Source organism: Methanosarcina sp. (genome assembly GCF_049706645.1).
Classification (GTDB): Archaea; Halobacteriota; Methanosarcinia; order Methanosarcinales; family Methanosarcinaceae; genus Methanosarcina.
The window spans coordinates 82965-101768 of record NZ_JBNAKP010000024.1; the positions used below are offsets into that span (position 1 = coordinate 82965).

Annotated in this window: 10 protein-coding genes and 1 pseudogene; 6 read left to right on the plus strand and 5 right to left on the minus strand. The window is 42.9% G+C overall.

Annotated elements, in window-relative coordinates; all coding sequences use genetic code 11:
• Positions 1 to 85: 85 nt before the first annotated feature.
• Positions 86 to 1495 (minus strand): annotated as a pseudogene (locus ACPK8D_RS09880) (N-6 DNA methylase).
• A gap of 649 nt (positions 1496 to 2144) precedes the next feature.
• Here ACPK8D_RS09880 and ACPK8D_RS09885 point away from each other — a divergent pair.
• The 4 genes from ACPK8D_RS09885 (at position 2145) to ACPK8D_RS09900 (ending at position 8406) form a co-directional block, all read left to right on the plus strand.
• Positions 2145 to 6512: a PAS domain-containing protein gene (locus ACPK8D_RS09885; protein WP_424717681.1), complete on the plus strand. Its 4368-nt coding sequence runs from the start codon at positions 2145 to 2147 to the stop codon at positions 6510 to 6512.
• A 38-nt stretch (positions 6513 to 6550) separates the two neighbouring features.
• A complete protein-coding gene (locus ACPK8D_RS09890; RefSeq protein ID WP_424717682.1) occupies positions 6551 to 6982 on the plus strand; it encodes a response regulator in 432 nt (143 codons plus the stop codon).
• Positions 6983 to 7610: 628 nt separating this feature from the next.
• Complete coding sequence (locus ACPK8D_RS09895) at positions 7611 to 7790, plus strand: hypothetical protein (protein ID WP_424717683.1); 180 nt, start codon at positions 7611 to 7613, stop codon at positions 7788 to 7790.
• A gap of 226 nt (positions 7791 to 8016) precedes the next feature.
• Complete coding sequence (locus ACPK8D_RS09900; RefSeq protein WP_424717684.1) at positions 8017 to 8406, plus strand: response regulator; 390 nt, start codon at positions 8017 to 8019, stop codon at positions 8404 to 8406.
• A 161-nt stretch (positions 8407 to 8567) separates the two neighbouring features.
• Here ACPK8D_RS09900 and thiI read toward each other — a convergent pair whose 3' ends face one another.
• Together thiI and ACPK8D_RS09910 are read right to left on the minus strand one after the other, a co-directional pair.
• Positions 8568 to 9884: a tRNA uracil 4-sulfurtransferase ThiI gene (thiI, locus tag ACPK8D_RS09905; protein WP_424717685.1), complete on the minus strand. Its 1317-nt coding sequence runs from the start codon at positions 9882 to 9884 to the stop codon at positions 8568 to 8570.
• 200 nt (positions 9885 to 10084) lie between these two features.
• A complete protein-coding gene (locus tag ACPK8D_RS09910) occupies positions 10085 to 13498 on the minus strand; it encodes a tetratricopeptide repeat protein (RefSeq protein WP_424717686.1) in 3414 nt (1137 codons plus the stop codon).
• A gap of 431 nt (positions 13499 to 13929) precedes the next feature.
• On the opposite strand from ACPK8D_RS09910, the gene ACPK8D_RS09915 reads away from it, so the two are divergent.
• Positions 13930 to 14730 (plus strand): HD domain-containing protein, encoded by an 801-nt coding sequence (locus tag ACPK8D_RS09915; protein ID WP_424717687.1) that lies wholly within the window; start codon positions 13930 to 13932, stop codon positions 14728 to 14730.
• Between the two features lie 174 nt (positions 14731 to 14904).
• Here ACPK8D_RS09915 and ACPK8D_RS09920 read toward each other — a convergent pair whose 3' ends face one another.
• Both ACPK8D_RS09920 and ACPK8D_RS09925 read right to left on the minus strand, forming a co-directional pair.
• Entirely contained in the window at positions 14905 to 15171 is a 267-nt protein-coding gene (locus ACPK8D_RS09920) for a hypothetical protein (protein WP_424717688.1), read from the minus strand.
• Positions 15172 to 15443: 272 nt separating this feature from the next.
• Positions 15444 to 16193 carry a Nif3-like dinuclear metal center hexameric protein gene (locus ACPK8D_RS09925; RefSeq protein WP_424717689.1) on the minus strand — a complete coding sequence of 250 codons (750 nt, stop codon included), beginning with the start codon at positions 16191 to 16193 and terminating at the stop codon, positions 15444 to 15446.
• A gap of 527 nt (positions 16194 to 16720) precedes the next feature.
• Here ACPK8D_RS09925 and ACPK8D_RS09930 point away from each other — a divergent pair.
• Positions 16721 to 18316: a BatD family protein gene (locus tag ACPK8D_RS09930; protein WP_424717690.1), complete on the plus strand. Its 1596-nt coding sequence runs from the start codon at positions 16721 to 16723 to the stop codon at positions 18314 to 18316.
• The last annotated feature ends 488 nt before the right edge of the window (positions 18317 to 18804 follow it).

Sequence of the window (18804 nt, forward strand, 5' to 3'; positions counted from 1 at the left end):
AAGCTTCGTTTGTAAGTTCAGTTTTTCTTTACTTTCAGTGGGAACCTTTCACAGCTCAAGAGTTTCAGATTCTACTAACCTGGGATTAGAGTTCATACCCTAGGCCCGCCAGATTTTCCCTAATCTTCTTCTCCAGCTCCCCGAATTTCCTGAACTGCTCCGAAAGTTCTGCGGTCAGCCTTTCCATTTTCTCCTCGAATTCCTCATCGTCGTCTTTTCTTTGGTTTCTTCAAAACCTACATAACGGCCAGGGGTAAGGATATAATCGTGCTTCTTGATTTCTTCAAGGGTCGCAGCCTTACAAAAATCTGGGATATCTTCGTAGGTTCCGCTTTCGACTTTTTCCCCGCGCCAGGCGTGGTAGGTGTCAGCAATCTTTTGAATTTCTTCGTCGGTAAGTTCGCGGTGGGTACGGTCCCTCAAAACTCCCATGTTCCGGGCGTCGATAAAAAGAATTTCACCTCGCCGGAGGTGTTTGAGGACATGGAGCCGTTCGCAAGGACAAAGCCTGCAATTCCGGTTGGGGTGAGATGGTGAATATAGTGCTGAACCCAGGCGAAGTTGGCATTGCCTTTTGGCGGGACTCCGAATTTCCAACGAGCGTCTTCGGCAAGAAGTTCACCTTTCCAGTCCGAGTCATTAAAAGGATGGTTTGAGAGGATGAAATCGGCTTTCAGGTCTTTATGCAGGTCTTTATGGAACGAGTCACCCCATTTGATGCCGTCGTTGTCTAGCCCCGGATTGCAAGGTTCATTTTACAGAGGCGCCAGGTGGTCTGGTTTGACTCCTGGCCGGAAATGGAAATATTCTCAAGGCGGCAGTCATGGGCTTCAATAAACTTCTCGCTCTGGACAAACATTCCGCCCGACCCGCAGCAGGGGTCATAAATTCGGCCGCGGTAGGGTTCAATCATCTCGACAAGGACTCTTACTATGCTTCTTGGGGTATAGAACTGGCCGCCGCGCTTGCCTTCAGCATCTGCAAACCTGCCGAGGAAATACTCGTAAACTCGGCCAAGGACGTCTTTACTGCGGCTCTCCTTATCCCCAAGGCCGATTGTGCCCACAAGGTCGATCAGCTCACCCAGGCGCTGCTTGTCAAGCCCTTCCCGTGCATAGTTCTTCGGGAGCACGCCTTTCAGGGTGCTATTGTCCCGCTCTATTGCGGTCATAGCGTCGTCTACGGTTTATCCTATAGTGGGCTGCTTTGCACTTCTCTCCAGATGGTTCCAGCGGGTCTCAGGAGGCACCCAGAAGACATTTTCTGCAAGATACTCTTCAGGATCTTCCGGGTCGGCTCCGTCTTCAACCTCCGATAAAAGTTTTTCGTGCATTTCCTCAAAAGCATCCGAAATGTATTTCAGGAAAATGAGGCCGAGTACCACATGTTTATACTCTGCTGCGTCCATATTGTTTCGGAGTTTGTCCGCTGTCTGCCAGAGTTTTTCTTCAAAACCTAGATTTGCGCCGTTTGAGCCTGCTATGTTTTTTGCCATGAATGACCAACACTTTGATGATGCCTTACGGTAGTTCGCGAACTGTTATAAAATTGCCGATTGTAAGTACTCTGGAGACGATGTCAATCAAACAGCAGAGGACGACCAAAATATTCTTCCAGGACTATAAACTTTAAAGATGTACACCCGCCGAGTCCACTTAAAAACATTAAGCATTCAGGCTCTTTTAAAAAGTGCTTGCTCAAAAAGGCAAGTTATACGGCATAAAATAGAAATATAAGGTTTTTTCGGAGGTATTAGCCGCTTAAAGTTAACCGAGAGCTTCTTGCAGCCTAAAAAACGCAAATAAATTACCCGATAATTTTAGCAAATATCAGGAAAGCCTGTTTTCATGCATAAGTTGTTTTAAGCTCTCGAATTTTAAGTAAATCAGGTCGAACTTTCAAAAATCCTGACAGATATCATATACTTTTTAAATAGTGAATACATATGGGTCAATATATATTTTTTTAACTTAGATAAGCCAGGAAGCGTCGGACTAAAGGAATAAAGAGCGAGAAATTGGGAAAAATCCTCAAAAGATGTTTTAGCCTGGACTTCGATAAAGATACTGATATCTGTTTCTGTACAACTGGCAAACACGCAAATTAACAAAAACGGGGGATTGTAAATTATTAAAAGTAATGATTTGCTCGAAGAAGCAGAAGAGATAGGGGAATCAGGTAAAGAAAGAATGGCAGCGGAACTTTCTCCAAAAAATCCCAACATTTTCCTGAAGCTGGGAAAGGAGGGAACAGTTCTCCGTGCTAACAGGGCAGCTGACGCTCTTCTCGGATACTGGGGCATAAAAGAGGGGGAAAAAGTTCCTCAGGCGCTAAGACATAGTATAAGAAGAGTTCTCGCACAGGAATATCCTAAAAATTTTGAAATTCAGGCAGGGAAAACAACATATGCTGCATTACTTTATCCTTTTCCGACAGAGAATTATGTAAACCTTCAGGGATTTGACATAAGTTTCAGGGTTCTTACCGAAGAAAAACTCCGTAAAAGAGAAAAACAATACCTTGCTTTGAGCAAGCTCGGCAGGATATCCTTAACATGCAAAAACTTCCAGGCGATTCTGGAAGAAAGTACCCTGCTTATTGCTAAGGGACTTGGTATGGAATTTTCCAGGATTCTGGAACTCACGCCCGATAAAACCTTCATTGTGAGGGCAGGATATGGCTGGAAAGAAGGGCCCATAGACAGTAGTGTGATAAAAGAGAACTCTCAGGCAGAATACACCCTTGTTTTGAAAAGACCGATTATCCTGAAGGATATTGAAACCGAAACCCGTTTTGAATGCAGTAAACTTTTCAGTCGATACGGCATAGCCAGCGGAGTGACGGTCCTGATAGGAGATGTAAATAAGCCTTTCGGAATAATGGAAGTTTATAGTCGAGAAAAAAAAGAATTTACTGAGGATGAGATATATTTCCTGAATTCTGCTGCTTTTCTGTTATCTGGGATCATAGAACGCCTGCGCGCCGAGGAAAGGCTCTCGATTCATCAGCAAGAGCTGGAAAAGCTCGTTGAAAAAAGGACCCTTGAGTACACGGAAGCAAACGAGAAACTTGTACATGAAGTAATGGAAAGGAGAAAAATTGAAAAAAGCCTCAGGAATAACCTGAAGTTTCTTGAAACTCTCCTGGACACGATACCCGCACCTGTATTTTATAAAGATAGTGAGGACAGGTATCTGGGTTGTAATGATATTTTCGCCAGGCAGGTCCTGGGATTGGAAAAGGAAGAGATTATAGGAAAAACATTTGCTGAAGCGTACAGGAAGTCTCCAGCCGAAACCTCGCTTGAAATCCATCAAGATGATCTGGAGTTGTTGCAGAAAGGGGGAAGCGATGTATATGAGAAAGAAATCATGTGCGCCGACGGTATAAAAAGGGATTTTCTGGCGAGCAGGGCAACTTTTCCCGAAGAAGAAGGAAAGGCAAGGAATATGGTTGCCGTACTGCTTGATGTAACCGAGCTCAGGAAAATTGAGAATAAGCTTCAGAATAATGTGCAGTTTCTGGAAACCCTGCTTGATAGTATTCCAAGCCCTGTGTTCCAGAGGGATTTGAATGAAATATATGTAAACTGTAATGAGAGTTTTGCCAGGCAGATTATGGGGCTTCCCAAAGACGAGGTTATAGGGGGTTCTTTTCAGGAATTTCAGAAGAGAGTTCCAAAAGAGCTTGCAGAAATCTATCATAAAGATGACAGAAGCCTTATTGAAAAAGGTGGAAGCAATTATTACGAAACCAAGGTGTTCTGTGCCGACGGTGTACAGAGGGATTTTCTTTTCCATAAAGCCACATACCAGGACAGCTCAGGAAAAGTGGCAGGTGTTGTGGGGGTAATGCTGGACATAACCCAGCGTAAAACGGCTGAAAAAACCTTCAGAAAAAGCGAAGAGAGATACCGGATCGCGGCTGAGCAGACCGGACAGCTTGTTTATGATTATGATATCGAGTCAGGGCGAATTGACTGGGCCGGAGCTATTTTACAGCTAACAGGTTACAGTCCTGAAAAGTTTAAACAGATTGATCTTGAAGGCTGGATAAGAAATATCCATAAAGAAGATCAAGAAAGAGCGTGGAAAGCCCATGAGAGCTGTATGAAAGCCGGGGGAAGATACCTCGAAGAATACAGGTTCAGAAAGAAGGACGGGAGTTATTTCCATGTAGAAGACAGCGGCATTTACCTTTTAGATGAAGAAAATCAGGTTCATCGAATTGTCGGAGTAATAAAAGATATAACTGAAAGAAAACTTGCCAGGGAAATTCTTGAGAGAAACGAGGAACGGTACAGGGCAGTTGCACTACAAACAGGACAGCTCATTTATGATTACGACGTGAAGAATAATCACAGCTCCTGGGCAGGCGCGATTGAGGAGCTCACCGGATATAGTTTTGAAGAATTCCAGGGCTTCACTCCTGACCTCTGGGCTGACCATGTACATCCCGAAGACCGGGAAAAAGCTGTAAAAGCCCATGAAAATTGCATGAAGAATGGGGAAAAATACCTTGAGGAATATCGACTCCGGAGAAAGGATGGAAGTTATTTTTCTGTAGAAGACAGCGGCGTTTACCTGAAAGATGAAAGTCGCGGCATATACAGGGTACTCGGGGTAATTAAAGACATCACTGAGAGAAAGAAAGCAACTGAAAAAGTTCAGAAAAGTGAAGAAAAATACAGGATAGCTGCCGAGCAGACAGGGCAGATTGTTTACGACTATAATACAAAAACCGAAGAGGTAGACTGGGCTGGAGCTATTGCAGAGCTTACTGGCTACAGCTGTGAGGAATTCCAGAAAATCAGTCCTGAAATCTGGCTAGAGCATATTCACCCTGATGACCGTGAAAAAGTGATAGAAAAAGTCAGGTTCTTCTTTGAAAAGGGGGAGAGGCTAAGGGAAGAGTTCAGGTTCCGGAGAAAGGATGGGAATTATATTTATGTAGAAGACAGGGGAGTTCTTCTCAGGGACGAGGAAGGGAGCACATATAGAATGCTTGGGGTAATGAAAGACATAACCAAGCTGAAACTGGCCCAGGAAGATCTTGAGAAAAGTGAAGAAAGATACCGGATTGCCGCCGAACAGACAGGCCAGATAGTATATGATTATGATAGGCTCACAGGTAAAATCGAATGGGCTGGAGCCATTAAAGAGCTTACCCAGTATAGTCTGAAAGAATTCCAGAATTTTAACAGGAAAGCCTGGGAAACACATATCCATATCGATGACCGCAAAGGTATTATCGAAAAGCTTGAAGAGTACAGGGAGAGAGGAGAAAGATTCGCCACCGAGTACAGATTCAGAAAGAAAGACGGAAGTTATCTGTATGTGGAGGACAGCGGGATTTTCCTGAAAGACGCACAGGGGCACTCTTACAGGGATATCGGAGTAATGAAAGATATTACAGGAATAAAACTTGCATCGAAAAAACTGAGAGAGAGCGAAGAGCGGTACAGGTCCTTCATGAAGAATTTCAGGGGTATAGCCTTCCAGGGAAGTCTGGATTTCACCCCCATTCTTGTGGACGGAATTGTGGAGGAAATTACAGGATACCGGGGAGAAGACTTCATCTCCGGGAAAGTAAACTGGTATCAGATTGTTCTTCCTGAAGACCGGCAAAAACTTGTTAATAATAATGAAAGATTGGTGAATAATCCGCTGCTTCTTATAGAGCACGAATACCGTATAAAGCACAGGAATGGGAAAATAAAGTGGGTCCGTGAGATTATCCAGAATGTTTCGGACCTTACAGGTAAGAAAAGAATCCTGCAGGGCGCAGTCTACGATGTAACCGGACAAAAAGAAGCCGAAGAGTCTCTGCGGAAAGTAGAAGAAATCCGTAAAAAAGAAATCCATCACCGTATAAAGAATAACCTCCAGGTCATTTCCAGCCTGCTGGAACTCCAGGCCGAAAGGTTCAGCGAAAAGGAAGTCCTTGAAGCTTTCCGTGAGAGCCAGAACAGGGTTGCCACCATGGCTATAATCCATGAGGAGCTCTACAGGTCGAGAAATAACGAGACCCTTGATTTCTCGGAATACCTTCAAAAACTGACTGCAGATCTACTTCGCTCGTACACTGTCAGAAAAGGCGATATTAGAATGCAGCTGGATATTGAAGAGACTTTTCTCGGGATGGATACGGCGGTTCCTCTGGGGATAATTATTAACGAGCTCGTGTCTAATTCTTTGAAACATGCGTTTCCTCAGGGTAGAAAAGGAGAAATCCGGATAAAACTCTGCAGGGTTGATGAGAATGGAGAGAATAAAAGTATAAGTAATAGCACCAATAATATTGGTGCTAAGAGCTCAGTTGACAAAAGTAGTCAATATTCGCTGGTAGTTTCGGACAATGGGTTGGGTTTTCCGGAAAATCTTGATTTCAGGAATACTGGCTCTCTGGGTCTGCAACTTGTAAACATTCTTGTTGAACAACTGGAGGGTACAATCGAACTTCAAAAAGGTGCAGGGACTACCTTCAAAATACTGTTCAGGGAAAACGACTGATCATCCGGAGGCTTATCCGATATCAAAGGGGAGATACAATGAAAAAAGCAAAAATTCTGGTTGTTGAAGATCAGAATATCGTGGCTCTTAATATTAGGAACAAACTGAAAAATCTTGGTTATACTGTGCCGGGTACTGCGTCTACAGGAGAGGAGGCCATAAGAAAGGCTGAGCTGACGAACGCAGACCTTGTCTTGATGGATATCATGCTAAAAGGAGAAATGGATGGAATTGAGGCTGCCCGTGAAATTAAAAACCGGCTCCGAATTCCAGTACTCTATCTCACCGCCTATACTGATGACGAGACTCTGGAGAGGGCAAAAACGACAGAGCCTGCAGGATACATCTCAAAACCCTTTAAAGAAGAAGACCTGCACAGCAATATAGAAATGGCTCTTCATAAACACAGAGCCGAAAAAAAGGAAGCTGAGAAAGAAGCCGAAAAAGAAAGTGGGAAAGCTACTGAGTAAACTTTTCAACACATACCTGGCCCAACCAGGTCTCATGAAAAACTTTAGAGGAAAGCCTTAATGGACATAGGGAACTGGAAAACCCAAAAAAATGAAACTGAAAGTAGAGAGAATAGTTTCAAAAACTGATGGAAGAATCCTCTAAAGCTCTTTTATATTAAAAATAGATGTACGATTTTTCATATCAAAATAATATGACGTTCATATTAAAACTGTATGATAAAACGATATGACATCACATCAAATAGAGACTAAAAAATTAGAGATTAAAAAATTATTTCCTCAAAACGGTTTTTTAACTAAAATATCTCATTTACTTCTGTTTCTGTCAATTAAACCCAACTGAAAGCCAGAAGTATGCAATCGCTCATTTTTAAGAATATGCACTTTTACGGAGGGCATCGGAAAAAGTCCAGAGTTTAAACATTAGAACAAACCTGCTGATTTCCTGTATCACCGAATCACCTGCTTCAAAGAAAAAACTAGATCTTCGATTATAAATAGTCCGCCTTCGCGGGCGAAACAATACTGTTTATCCATAAATTATCCCTCCTGAGCTTACTTCAGTTTTTATTCATAAATTAGCCCTCTTGAGCTCACTTCAGTTTTTATTTATAAATTAGCCCTCTTGAGCGAACGAAGTGAGCGAAAAGGGCAGCGTCCTCCCGAGGCGCAATTCGGGGAGCGAAAAGGGCAGCGTCCTCCCGAGGCGCAACTCTGCCGAGCCGCAATTCGGGGCGTGATCCCAAAGCGGAATCCTGCCGCAATAGTAAAATTAATAAAAAAAGAACTTATAATAACTGTGTAATATTTAGTGGTTAAAGTACACAGATCTGAGAGTAAAGAGTTTATATATTTTATTGTAACCTATCTGGCTTGCAGCCTGGAATTACTTCTTTAAGGGGCAGAAGGTCGAGAGAATCGAATGTAATTTAGAAACGCCTAATTTTAGAGCTATTAGAAGAAATCGTAAGCAGGAGAAAAAAACAGTGTAGGATGACTCAGAAAAAATATGAAAAACAGGGTGAAAAAAAATGGTTAAAACAAAAATTCTGGTTGTTGAAGATCAGACTATCGTGGCTCTCAATATTAAAAGTAGGCTGAAAAATCTTGGGTATGACGTTCCAGGTACTGTGGTCTCAGGGGAAGAGGCAATAAGAGAAGCTGAGCTTACGAACGCTGACCTGGTTTTAATGGATATTATGCTAAAAGGGGATATGGACGGGATTGAAGCGGCCCGGATTATTAAATCGCGTCTCGGAATACCCGTAATTTACCTTACTGCCTGTACGGATTTTGAGACCCTTGAGCGAGCGAAGTTAACAGAGCCAGAAGGATATATTTCGAAACCTTTCAAAGAGGAGGATCTCTGTGAGAATATAGAGGCGGCTCTTCTTAAAAGCCGGTCAAAAAAGAAAAACTGAGAGAATTTTTATAGTCCAAAACTGTCCGGAAACGGTATACTCGGAGCTCAAATCTTTAGGAAACTACTGCGTAAATAAAGTCTGAACACACTTTAATTGTTAATATCTTATTAAAAAGTTGAAAGAGAATTATAAAATTATTAAAAGAATCAGCGCCTTTTTCAGAGCTTAAGGACTTTTGCTGCTTTCATAGCACTGGAAACCATAGTCTCGATATCCATTTTCCTTTCCTCAAGCACAATAAGGTCATAATTTGCTCCTATTTCGGGCCGCTCCGGCACAGCAGTGCAACTGCCTGCGGGTCGACTGGAGATATCATATGTTCCGATTTTACGGGCAGTATCTATGATCTCGGTTTTGTCAAAGGCAATCAAAGGATGATAAATAGGGATAGCAAGCTGATAGATTTCTGCATACATGTTGGCAGCGGTCTGGGAAGCTACCTGTCCCAGGGAAGAGCCGGTAATAATTCCACTTGCGCCTTCTTTTTTCATAACTTCGTAAGCTTCTCTGTACATCATGCGTTTGCAAAGAAGACAGGTATTTTTCCGGTTGCAGATATCGATAAAGACCCGGAGATTGGGGCCATGAGGAATCTCATAGGTCTTAAACTGATGCCCCGCCGCCCACTTCTGGAGCTGGCGGATGCAATCAAAAGCACGTTCTCTCGCGGCATTCTCTGCATAGGGCGAATTATTGCAGTAGACAGGAATAATCAGAACTCCACGTTTCATCATAAGCCAGGCTGCAACCGGAGAGTCAAGCCCGCCTGACATCAAAACTACCATACTGCCCTGTGTACCAAGAGGAAGCCCCCCAACTCCCTTAAAGGTCTCAAGATAAACGTAAGCCAGATTTTGCCGCATTTCGATGAAGACTTCCTTATCAGGAGAGCTCAGGTTAACTCTGGGATGTTTTCCCTCTTTTTTCAGGGCACTCCAGACAGCATCCCCGCAGGTCCTGCCGATGTCTGAGGAAGAAAACGGGTGGTTTCCACTTCTCCTGGCCCTGATGGCAAAAGACTCGCCTTCCAAAACCAGGTCCTTGGCCAGGGCAGCACATACGCTGGCTGCGTTCTCAAGAGCAGGCTCTGCTGTCAATGCAGGGGAAGTTGAGACGATACCAAAAACATCAGCCGCAGCTTCGGCTGCACGGCCATCCGTAGTCTCGATAAATATCCTGCCCCATTCCCGCCGTATCTGGGAATATAAAATGTCTCTCGAATCCAGCATTGCCGCAATATTCTTCATAAGAATTTTCTCATACCAGTTCCGGACTCCTGTACTTTTAAGAGCAAGCTCGCCATAGCGGACTATAACTACGTCCGATTGAATTTCAAGCCCGGAAGAAGATGGGCCGGAACCCCGTTTTCCCTTATTTTCGGTATAGCCTTTCGACGTATTCCTGGTTTCTCGTTCTCCCGAGGTATGAATATCAGCCTTAAGCTTTTTTTCGATCTCACTGGAATTGTCTGTCATGGATACTTACGGTTAGGATGGCATGAAGTTTAAAGCTTTCAGGAAAAGAATTTTGCTCCTGAAAACGAAAAAATGAATAGTTCGTATCTATGCTTTCATTAAAAAATTTGTTATATAAAGCTCTAAGAAAATTGTACCGGTATGCATTTCTGCTGCACACCGGAAAAGACTTCTGAATTCAATTTTCCGGAATTCAAGCTTTAGCCTGCTTCCGGAATACGCCATTCTTCATCAGGATTTGCTCTTCCCTCATCAGGTTCGGGAACATACCAGTAGCCTGGATCCTGATTTCCCTGGCTCTCATCAGGTGGCCGGGTATAGTTACTGGTATTGTTTTCCGACTGGTTGTAGGTCTCCCGGATAGCTCCTGACCGGTAAGGCTCAGTCGTATTCGGACCGGTTGTATTCGCACTTATGTTTCCTGATATATTTTCCTCCTGTCCGTACCATCTTGAAGGCAGGGAGTAATTCAGACTGCTATTATAAATTTCAGGCAGGAAAAATCGAGTTCCTCTTTCTTCCAGGGCACCCACAAAACCGGGATCGACTTCCTCAAGTCTCGCCTTGCATACTGCAGCCTCATCTAATTTCTTTATGCTGTAAAGGGCAAAACGTTTGTTGTAAAGGGTTGAAGATGAGTTCGGGTTAATTGCAAGAGCATTGTCGTAGCACAAAATTGCTTCTTCAACTTCCCCCATCATATTATGGATGTATCCCTTGTTATACCAGGCCGTGATGCAGTCAGGTTTAAGCTGGACCACTTTGTCGAAGCAGTTCAGGGCAGCCTTATTGCTGCTTATCGTGAGATAAGCGCATCCCTGGAAATACCAGGCTGTAGCATTATCTGGATTATACTCCAGGGCCTTATTGTAACAGTCAATCGCTAGCTGGTATCTCTCCAGTTTGTAGAGCACAAAGCCTTTATTGTTGTAGGCATCCACATTCCCCGGATCCAGCTCAAGGATCCTGTCGTAACAGCCTATTGCTCCCTCAAGGTCTCCACCACTTTCCAGGGCTTTTCCCTGCCTGTAAATTATCTCCCTGTTATCCGGTGAGATTTCGAGCATTCTTTCATAACATGCAGCAGCTTCCTCATACCTGCCAAGCTCCTCAAACAAAGAGGCTTTTTCAGCCAGAACCTGGGTATTGTCAGGCTGAAGCTCGATTATTCTATCGTAGTCTGCCAGCGCATCGTCGGATTTATTGGATTTCGACAGAGCAAGAGCCCGGTTTCTGAGAGCCTCAAGGTTTTCAGGCTCAGAACCAAGGAGAGCGGTGTAACAGGAGATTGCCTCCTCATATCGGCCCAGGTTCGAGAGGGCCAGGCCTTTCCCAAACAGGGCCTCTGAATTGCTTGAGTTCAGAGCAAGCACCTGGTCATAGTAACTTACTGCCTCTTCAAGCCTTCCAAGATCGCTTACAGTAGAGGCTATTCCGTACCAGGCCGTACTTGACTGAGGGTCCAGATCCAGGGCTTTCTGGTAGCATTCCAGAGCTTCCTCGCTTCTGTCGAGCCGGTCAAGTATCGAGCCCTTTTCATACCAGGCCTCAGCACGTGCAGGATTAATAGCAAGCACCATATCATAACATGTAAGGGCATCCTCGTACATTTCGAGTTTGCTGTAGATCGAGGCCTTCCCATACCACGCAGCATCGTAACCGAATTCCGGGCTAAATAAGTCAAGTTCTTCGGAGGGTTCGGATTTGTCTTCCGAATTTGCATATTTATGGTTCAGAAGATAAGGCCAGAAACCTCCAGACAGTGCCTGGGAGGGATTGGCATCTACACTACTGTTTTTAACAGGCCTGGATACTGGCGTTTCTGTTGAACGCTGCTCCAGATTTTCGTTCAACTTAAAGCGGGCAGCAGAATACCCGGGATCGATCAGGAGAGTCTGGTTATAGCAGTCCGAAGCTTCATCATGTTTTCCGAGTTCATCGAGAACAAGGCCTTTATTGTACCAGGCATCGGCACTGTCGGGAACAGCAGTAAGAACCCTATTGTAGCATTTCAGCGAGCTTTCGTACTCTCCAAGCTTTGCCAGGGCAAAAGCCCTACCATACCATGCAAGCGTATAATTTTCATCAATCTTGAGGGCTTCGTCATAGCTTTTTACCGCACCTTTGTAGTCTTTTATTTTTGAAGAGTCGAAGCCTTTCTGGTACCAGACTTTAGCATACCTGGAATCCAGTTTCAGGGCTCTGTCATAGCACTCAATCGCCTCTTCATACTTTCCGAGCCTGTCAAGATCCAGGCCCTTCATGTACCAGACGACAGCATGTCCGGGTTCGGTTTCAAGGACCTTGTCATAGCACTCCAGTGCAGCTTCGTATTTTTCAAGCTTATCAAAAGACAGAGCTTTCTCGTACCAGATCTTGATTGTAGATGACTTAAATTCAGGGGTTTCGGAATAACACGGAAGCTCGGATTCGTAAACGCTCAGCTCTTCGAGCAGTTCACCTTCGATTTCCTCAACCTGAATCCCTGCATCCGGGTTAAGTGCCTTATCATAGCAGGATATTGCAGCATCATATTGCCCTGTCTTATTAAGCAAAGAGCCTTTATTGTACCACGCCTCGGAATTGCCAGGATTGTAGGCCAGAACCTCATCATAGCATTTCAGAGCTTCGTCATTTCTTCCAAGCTTTTCAAGGCAGGAACCCTTTCTTTGCAGGGCATCAAGGTTTTCAGGCTCCGAGAGAAGAACAAAATCATAGCAAGTCAGAGCCTCCTCGTGCATTCCCATCCTTTCCAGGTTAACACCTTTGTTATGCCAGGCATTTACCATATCAGGATTAAGAGAAATTGCTCTGTCATAACAGTCTACTGCAGCTTCGTAATCCTCGGACTTATCAAGAATTACTCCTTTCTGGTACCAGAGTTCAGAATTGTCAGGAGTAATATTAAGAGACAGGTCAAAGAAGTTCATTGCCTCTGGATATTGCTCAAGTCCGGCGTAAGCCATTCCCTGCATCTGCAGAGCTCTGGAAGAATTGGAATTCAGTTCAATAGATTTATCATAAGAAGCCAGAGTTTCCTCATCAAGCCCCATCTGCTCGGAAGCAAGGGCTTTTCGGTACCACACTGTGGAGAGATAAGTATCGGCAGCAAAACTTTTGTCATAACAATTAATGGCTTCAACGTACTTCTTTAGCTCAAGAAGTTCATCACCTTTATCAGACCAGTTCCCGGAAGAAACGGGAAAGGTCAAAAGAGCCTTCTCGTAACAGGAAATTGCTTCTTCATTCTTTCCCAATTCTGCCAGAGAACATCCTTTTCCATACCAGGCCAGTGAGGAATTGGGGTCGAGCTTCAGCGCATCGTTATAGCAGGCTATAGAAAGCTCGTATTTTTTAAGAGAGTATAAAGCGTGCCCCTTATCAATCAGGCCTTCTACAGAAGCTGGATTCTGTGAGATTACCTCACCAAGATCCGAAGTGACTTCAGTCTTTTTATTAGCTTCGGTCTTTTCATTATTTTCATTATCTTCCACAACCAGCCCGTGGCCTGTAATAGCTCCTGCTACAGGCAAAAAACCTGAAAATAAATATAATATCAAAGCAAGGAGAATAAAAGAACTAACAATCGATTTATTTTTTTTAACTGAGCTCATTAAATACCCCGATTAATTCTAATGAGTTCTTACTGAGACTTTTCATAAAGAGTCTAACACTATCATTATATTCATTATCCGGTGCTGTTTTCCATTACTACACAAAGAAGAACAATCAAAGAATAAAAGTGACTAGATAAATTCTTTTTGCTCCCCCCGCAGATAATTTCACCAGTTCCATGACAAATCCAATAAATTACCCAATACATTAATACTTAGTTTTAAGAGTTCCCCCATATAAAATTTATGCAGTTTAAAAAGAATTTTGAGTTTTTTACTATATTTAGCGCAACAGTATATTATTGTTATAGAAATAATAAATAGTAAGATAAAAAACTATGATAAGGGAAATAAAATTGTTAATGTAAGTATAGCCTCAAAACCTCATGAATATGTAAGAATTTATACATCGAAGCTCCTATTGCAGAAGTATGCAGAAAGAAGACCTGGATCTCTTCAAAAAATGGTTTCTGGATTACGTAAACCGATTTTCCTCTCCTGAGGCTTTTATCAAGGAAAACATACAGCTCAAAATCGAACATACGGCAAGAGTCCGTGAAAATATCCTTTTACTTGCTAAAACTGAAAAAGTAAGGGAGGAAGGCTGCAGGCTCGCCGAAGCAATAGCTTTATTTCACGACCTGGGCCGCTTTGAGCAATTTATGAAATACAGGACATTTAAAGACTCGGAATCTGAAAATCACGCTCTGCTTGGGGTAAAAATCCTGGAAAATATCGGAATTCTGTCCCGTCTTCCCCTGAGAGAGAAAGATTTAATTCTGAAAGCTGTGGAATATCATAATCTCATGGAAATCCCCGGTTGCCCAGGAAACTCCAGAGAATTTCTTCTTTATTCAAAACTGATCCGGGATGCGGATAAGCTGGATATCCTGAAGCTTGTGAGTGAGGATTACGCGAGAGAGGAAAAATCAAGGAACCCGGCTCTTGAATTCGATTTCCCCGATACACCCGGATGTTCGGAAAAGGTAGTTGCAGATATCCTGAATAACAGGATGGTAAAGCTTACAGATGTCAGGAACCGAAACGATATAAAACTCCTTCGCCTGAGCTGGATTTTTGATATTAATTTTCAGGCAACTCTTGCTCTTCTCAAACAACACGGCTATCTGGATACGATTCTGTCCTCAATGCAAGAAACCGAAGAAGTGCAGATTATACGCAAACATCTTAAAAGCTGTTTAAACGCCTTCGAAACCGAAATCAGAGCCTGAAGCAGTAAAAATTGATACCAGAAGAAGGCCAGAAGACCTTAAAGAATATAAATAGGTTAAACTGAAACAGAGATGAATTGAAATCTTAAATTAAGCGGAAACAAAAAAGGAGAAGGAAAAAACAGTATAGTAAAATTTTAAATATCTTGTTGAAAAGAGAAATTCACTCCGAGTTCATTCCATATATCTTCTACGATATTCATTGCCCAGACTGCGGCGATAATCCGAACGAACCTGGCTTCTTAACTGTTCTTCAAGCATTGACTCCAGGGAATCCTCTTTACGTTCTTCCTGTTTATTTTGATCCTTTGTCTCCATCTTCGGTCTATTGCGATCCTTTTCTTCGGTTTCTTGTCTAATGCAATCCTTTTCTCCGGTTTCCTGTCTAATGCAATCCTTTTCTTCTGTTCCCTGCTCACTGGAATCCTTTTCCTTTTTCATATCGAAATCACCCCTGCATCTACCCAGGGTAAAACGTGTTTTTGTTGTAATTATACTTTTACATAACTTACTGTTCAATAATTCAAACTGGAGTTTTATATTAATTAGAATTTCATTTTAACTGAAATTTTATTTTAATTAGAATTTGTTTTGACTGGAATTTTGTATTGATTAGAATTTTGTATTGACTAGAATTTTGTATTGATTAGAATTTTTGTTTTAATTAGAGTTTCCAAATTCTTCTTATTTGGCCCGGAACCCGGGACTGCTGTTCAGGCCTTATTGATTGCCTTGAGTCCCGACGGCTGTTCAATGAATTCCACCTCAAGGCCGGGAATTTCGCACAGCCTGGAGCATAAAGCCTCCATACCCGGATTTTCCGTGGCATAGTGAGTGGCATCAATCAGGCAGAGATCTTCATAAGCGCGGAGAATGTTATGCTTGAGTTCGGAAGATATGAAAGCATCAACTCCGTTTGCCCTGGCGATTTCAAGGAATTCAGTCGAAAAACCGCTGCCTCCGACAACCATTACCCGCCTAATCCCTTCTTTTTCTCCGGCATATACTACAGGAGTTTTCAGGGTTTCCGAGACATGAGATGCCAGTTCAGCCGAAGCACAGGGTTCGAGCTCTCCTATGCTGCCTATTTCCGCAGTTTCTATATTCCTGAGTCCAAGCCTCGAGGCAAGCACGTCATTGATACCTCCTTCGGCCCTATCGTAATTTGTGTGCATGCTGTAAAGGGATATCCCGTTTTCAAGGGCAAGCTTCAGGGATTCGGCCAGGGGTTTTGAGATTTTGTTTATCGGATGGAAGATAAGGGTATGATGGGTAACCAGTAAATTTGCTTTCATTTCTGCGGCTTTTTTAAGCACGTATGAAGTGGCATCAAGGGCAACTGCAATCCTTTTTATATCGTTTTCCAGATTAAGAATTAGCCCGATCCTGCCCTCGTCAAAGTTATCCGCAAGTTCGGGTGGTGCAATTTCTTCAAGAATTTCTACAACTTTTATAAGTTCCATGAAAAAACCTCCGATATCCGAGCGAAACTGCTACTTCTTGATTGGATTTAAAAACTTCGTCTTCCGATCCTGTCAGGGTACAAGCCTTAAAAAGTAAACGCCTCTGATATTAGAAGTTATTAGAAACCCTGGACAGTACAAAAAATTAAAATATCTTACGCTAAGATACTTTATAGAGTTTGGATTTATAGGGTCCAGACCGGATTTCTGATTAAAACGGCCTTAATACTAAACAGCAGGAACTATCAGATCAAAGAATTACAAATTGATCCTGAACTCAACGAGAAAGCTGTGAAATTAGATTATGAAAGAAATTGAGAGCTAAAATATAAACTATGGGGGAGCGCGGGGGCAAAAACAATGCATCGAATAGTAAATACGGCTGTATATCGTGAATAGACGTTTATCAGGTATTTGTATTCAGTGAATAAGAATATTTAAAGAGCCGTAATCATTAAAGAATCCCAGAATGCATGCTTCCAGTGCGCAGATCCGGTATAAAAGTGTAAAATTCAAGGAAGGTAATTATGGCTAAAAAGCTTGCACTGATTGCATTACTTGCCGTTTTCTTCTTTTTGGCCGTCTCAATGACCACCCTTGCGGCAGAAGATATCGAGTGGGTGGAAAAACAGGACGGAGCGAAACTGTACTGGGGGGAGACCGTAACAGTTGACGGTTACGTTATAAAGGCAGAAGATTTCAACGAAGAGAAACAGGTGTTCGTCTCAATTTCAAAGGATGGGGAAAAACTGAAAACAGCGCCACTTTCCGCAGGTTTTGAAGTTGTATATGACGACAGGGTAAAGGTCTATGCCCAGAAAGTGGATCCTAATTATGAAACTATCACCAAAGATGGAAAGGAATTCAAGATAGGAAACTGGAATCCTTATGCTGAGCTTGACATCCTTGTAAGAGGAGAGCCTAGTTTTGATATCGAAGTCGAAACTCGGAAAGATACCTATGACTCCAAATCCTCTGGGGACAACTGGATCGATGTGTCGATAAAGCTTAAGAATGAAGGGAAGTCAAAGGCTGAGGATACCGTTCTGACCATCGATACGGCAGGAATGGAGGTTGTTAAAGGAAAAGCAAAGTACACGCTTGGGGAGGTTCCTAAAGACCAGACTCTTGAACCTGTAAACATTACCCTGAAGGCTCCAAGCCCCTGGGTCGATACTGACCTTAACATAACTGCAAGAACTACATGCGTGGATGTAAGGGAGGATAAGTATGAAGATATAGGCTCGAAAGTAATAAAAATCGAGAAAAGATGGGGCCTTGTTATTCTAAAGAGTATTCCAAGAGATAACCATATGGGGAAACCTATCCACGTTTCAATCAGCGTCCAGAACAATGGGCTCTGCGATATCGATGATATCGCACTCAAGGATTCTATAGCTTCCGAAGTGCATTTACAAAAAGATGTAACACTTGAAAAGACTCTTTCCCTTAAATCCGGAGAATTAGCTAAAAATGTTTTTGAGTACACTCTGGTTCCTGATAAGCCTGGAGAATTCACCTTCCCTCAAACTATATCTACTTTTACTCTTCCCAATGGACAGAGCGGAGAAGCGGGTTCCAACAATTCGGAGAAAGTAAAAATTTATGGGCCTGAAATATCAATTACGAAAACTGTTGACAGGCAGCAGCTAAACACCGGAGACGAACTGACTGTAACGGTTACTGCAAAGAATACCGGCAATGTTGATGCAAGTGTAACTTTAACTGACACCGCGCCTCCAGAAGCTAAATTTATAAGTGGGGAAATGGGTTTCAAGCAGATTATCGGCAAAGATGGGGATTCAAAGACGATAACTTACATCCTGCAGATGCATAAAGAAGGAGAAATCCGTCTGCATGCATGCAAAGCAAGTTTCCTTGACCTGGATGAATACTCAGGAGAGACCTTCTCGAATGCTCCTGTAGTTTATGTAGGAATACCGATTCCCCTCGAAGGAAGCAGCACGCAGCCCGAAGAAGTAGTGGAATCCAACCAGGAGAAAAATGCCTCCTCAAGCAGCTTTACGGAAGAAGACAACGGAGAAGCTCCCGGATTTGGCGCCATCCTTGCTATAGCAGGACTTCTGGCAGTTACAGGCTTCCTGGGAAAAAAACGTGCCTGAAAAAATATTAAGAACGATTTAGGATGCTCGAATACCTGAGTCCCGCAAGCCTTTTCAAAAAAATGCTTGACCGCAAGCCTTTTCAGAAAAGGCTTGAGCGAAAACCCCTGGTGACGGCGTGATCAAACGGCCCAACGGTTGCAGACCAACGGTTGCGCTTGTGCTCAGGTGAATTAATTTATAAAACAGTAATGATGAAAACGCCGACTGCCGGAAGGGATGGAATAGAGGAAAAAGGCATGGTAACTTTAGTGCGGTCCGTGTTTTCAGTGTTTTTTTGGGTTATAATGTCTTGATTGGGTTTTCCTACCTGCGTAGTAATAACAGGTTCCTGAGAAATCAGTATTAATATTTACGTCCCAATCTAATCTTTTGATTTAATCCTTTTTTGTTACTCTTGTTTGTACTTTTCATTGTTCTTTTTATCATCTTGCCGGATATTTCTTGTCATTCCTGAAAAGCAAGATATTAATGCGAACTTCTTTTTA